We start from the raw sequence: 2,129 nt of genomic DNA on the forward strand, positions 1-2,129 counted from the left end.
TAGTCGTGTTCAAGAACTCAATCTCACTCTTTAGATTGTCCCGTGAACTCTTTAAATCACTATGTAATCGTGTAAACACCTGACCTGGTAACTTTGCATGATTGCTTGAATCAATTTGATAGTAGCCATCCTTGTACAGTAGGAGATTGGTTGAGTAGTCATTCATCAGGTTGACCAGAGTTTGAAGAAGAGTCCCATGTACCTCTACTAGGTAACGGCGCATACTCGAGATGGCCTGACCTTGGAGATTTTCACTTAATGTAAAAACAGGAACTTGCTTACAACTAACAGTGTATAAACAAGTTCCTCACAGGTTATCTCAATGGCGATACATAATCGTCTGGAAGTTTGCCTTCAGATTCAATCCACTGCTTCTCAGCAATCGGAATCAACTCTTCAAGTTCTTCCTTAGAAAAAAGTTTCCTATTTTTAGGGACATCTATCAAAGAAGCTGGATGTTTACTTATAAATTTTCTTCTAGATTCTCTTCTCTCTTCTTCCGTTGGTGGCCAACGATCGGTCTGAAGTTTACTTAATACTTCTAACTCCGTTCTCTCTCCACTTTCTAATAAGGCAAATAACTCGTTTGGTAATTCATAAACCACTCGCTGAGGGGCAATTCCTCCCTCCTCAGTAACGTAATAAAGATGGTTCCCATCTCTCCAGATATGCTGACCGTAACCTTTTACCTCTTCAAACTGGATGACATCTTCCCATCCTAATTTACTATGTTCCATGTATGTTCTCCTCTCTTGGTACTAATATCTTCCATAACACCTTCTGGAATATCTCCTGGGAAAGTTCGTCCGGTTGGTCTCCACCAATCGTTGGCCCCAGCTTCATTTCCACTTGGTATTGACAGTCCTTTTTCTGCTACTACTTCTGGAGTAACATCCAAGCGATAAAGTGGACCATCTCCTAAATAACCGTCATCAAATCCTAATATGATTTCATAAAGACGATTATCTCCATTGGCAACCTTTTCAATGATATCTGCATGTTCTTTACTCAACCAGAAACTTGTTCCATCCTTACCTCCAACAATACCTCCATTCCAACTTTCGCTTGGTTGAAATTTTTGGAATCTGGATGCCCCATTCTTAAATTGTTGGTTATGCATTTTTAAATAAGTTGAATTATAAATATCTTCAGGATTTGGTCTATCCCCTTTATTTATTTCAAGTATTTCTTTTGGTGTTACTCCATTTTTATACTTAACCTTCGGTGAGTCCTTAGAAATATTAAAAATCAATTCCCTTTCTTCAGGAGTTAATTTGTTAAAGACCTTCTCTAGGTATCTTTCTCTAGTTGCAAAGTCTTTAAAACCTGAACTCTCCCTCGCAAGTTTGCTTTCCTCTATATTCTTCAGGATTTGTTCTTTGTTATACTTCGGTGTTTCGACATTGTGGACACCTTTCAACTTCGGAAGTTCCCGACTAACTAATGGGGATTTGTTTAAGTTTCGTTGGAGTTTCTCCTTCGCCAGATACTGGTCAAAGTTACTGGATTCCCTCGCAAGTTTACTTTCTTCCAAATTCTTCACAATCTGTTCGCGGTTATACTTCGGTGCTTCGACATCGTGCACCCCCTTCACCTTCGGAAGTTCCCGACTAACTAATGGGGATTTGTTTAAGCCTAGTTGGAGTTTCTCCTTCGCCAGATACTGGTCAAAGTTACTGGATTCTCTCGCAAGTTTACTTTCTTTCAGATTCTTCAGAATCTGTTCGCGGTTATACTTCGGTGCTTCGACATCTACTTTCACCTTATTGAGACTAAACTTGCTGGCTGCTGAGGAGACCACATAACCTCCTAAGATATTCCCGATAAAGTTTGCGGTTTGGGCATCTTCCTCACTTCCACCTAGGAGCTTGGTCCCATGATAGGCAACCTGACCTGCTGTATAGGCACCTGCTTCCCCTATCGCAAACTGGGTCAAGCCCTTGACAACGCTCTGAGTTTGCCCTATGGGAATCATGATGGCACTCGCTGTCACAAAGACATTCCCAACATCATGATACAGCTTGTCATTCCCCATGAAAAGCGTATCTCGGATGAGATTATAGGATTTCGTATGGGCATCCCCTGCATTTCCAAGTTGGATGTTATGAATCCCTTCCCCTGCATTAGAC

General features: G+C 41.0%; 2 protein-coding genes and 1 pseudogene. All 3 read right to left on the reverse strand.

The features are described from left to right. A pseudogene (locus tag PAN06_RS13915) lies at positions 1–223 on the reverse strand (hypothetical protein); the annotation flags it as partial. Positions 224–314: 91 nt separating this feature from the next. Continuing rightward, entirely contained in the window at positions 315–737 is a 423-nt protein-coding gene (locus PAN06_RS13920; protein ID WP_218494136.1) for a hypothetical protein, read from the reverse strand. After that, on the reverse strand, positions 719–2,035 hold the full coding sequence (locus tag PAN06_RS13925; RefSeq protein ID WP_269796624.1) for a hypothetical protein: 1,317 nt from the start codon (positions 2,033–2,035) through the stop codon (positions 719–721). Before PAN06_RS13925 ends, PAN06_RS13920 begins: the two co-directional genes overlap by 19 nt. Positions 2,036–2,129: the final 94 nt, after the last annotated feature.

The organism is Streptococcus sp. SM3 (genome assembly GCF_027497875.1).

Excerpts from the sequence above, each read along its gene's own strand:
- PAN06_RS13920 (WP_218494136.1), bottom strand. The coding sequence starts at position 737 with ATGGAACATAGTAAATTAGGATGGGAAGATGTCATCCAGTTTGAAGAG.
- PAN06_RS13925 (WP_269796624.1), bottom strand. The coding sequence starts at position 2,035 with ATGGGGAATGACAAGCTGTATCATGATGTTGGGAATGTCTTTGTGACA.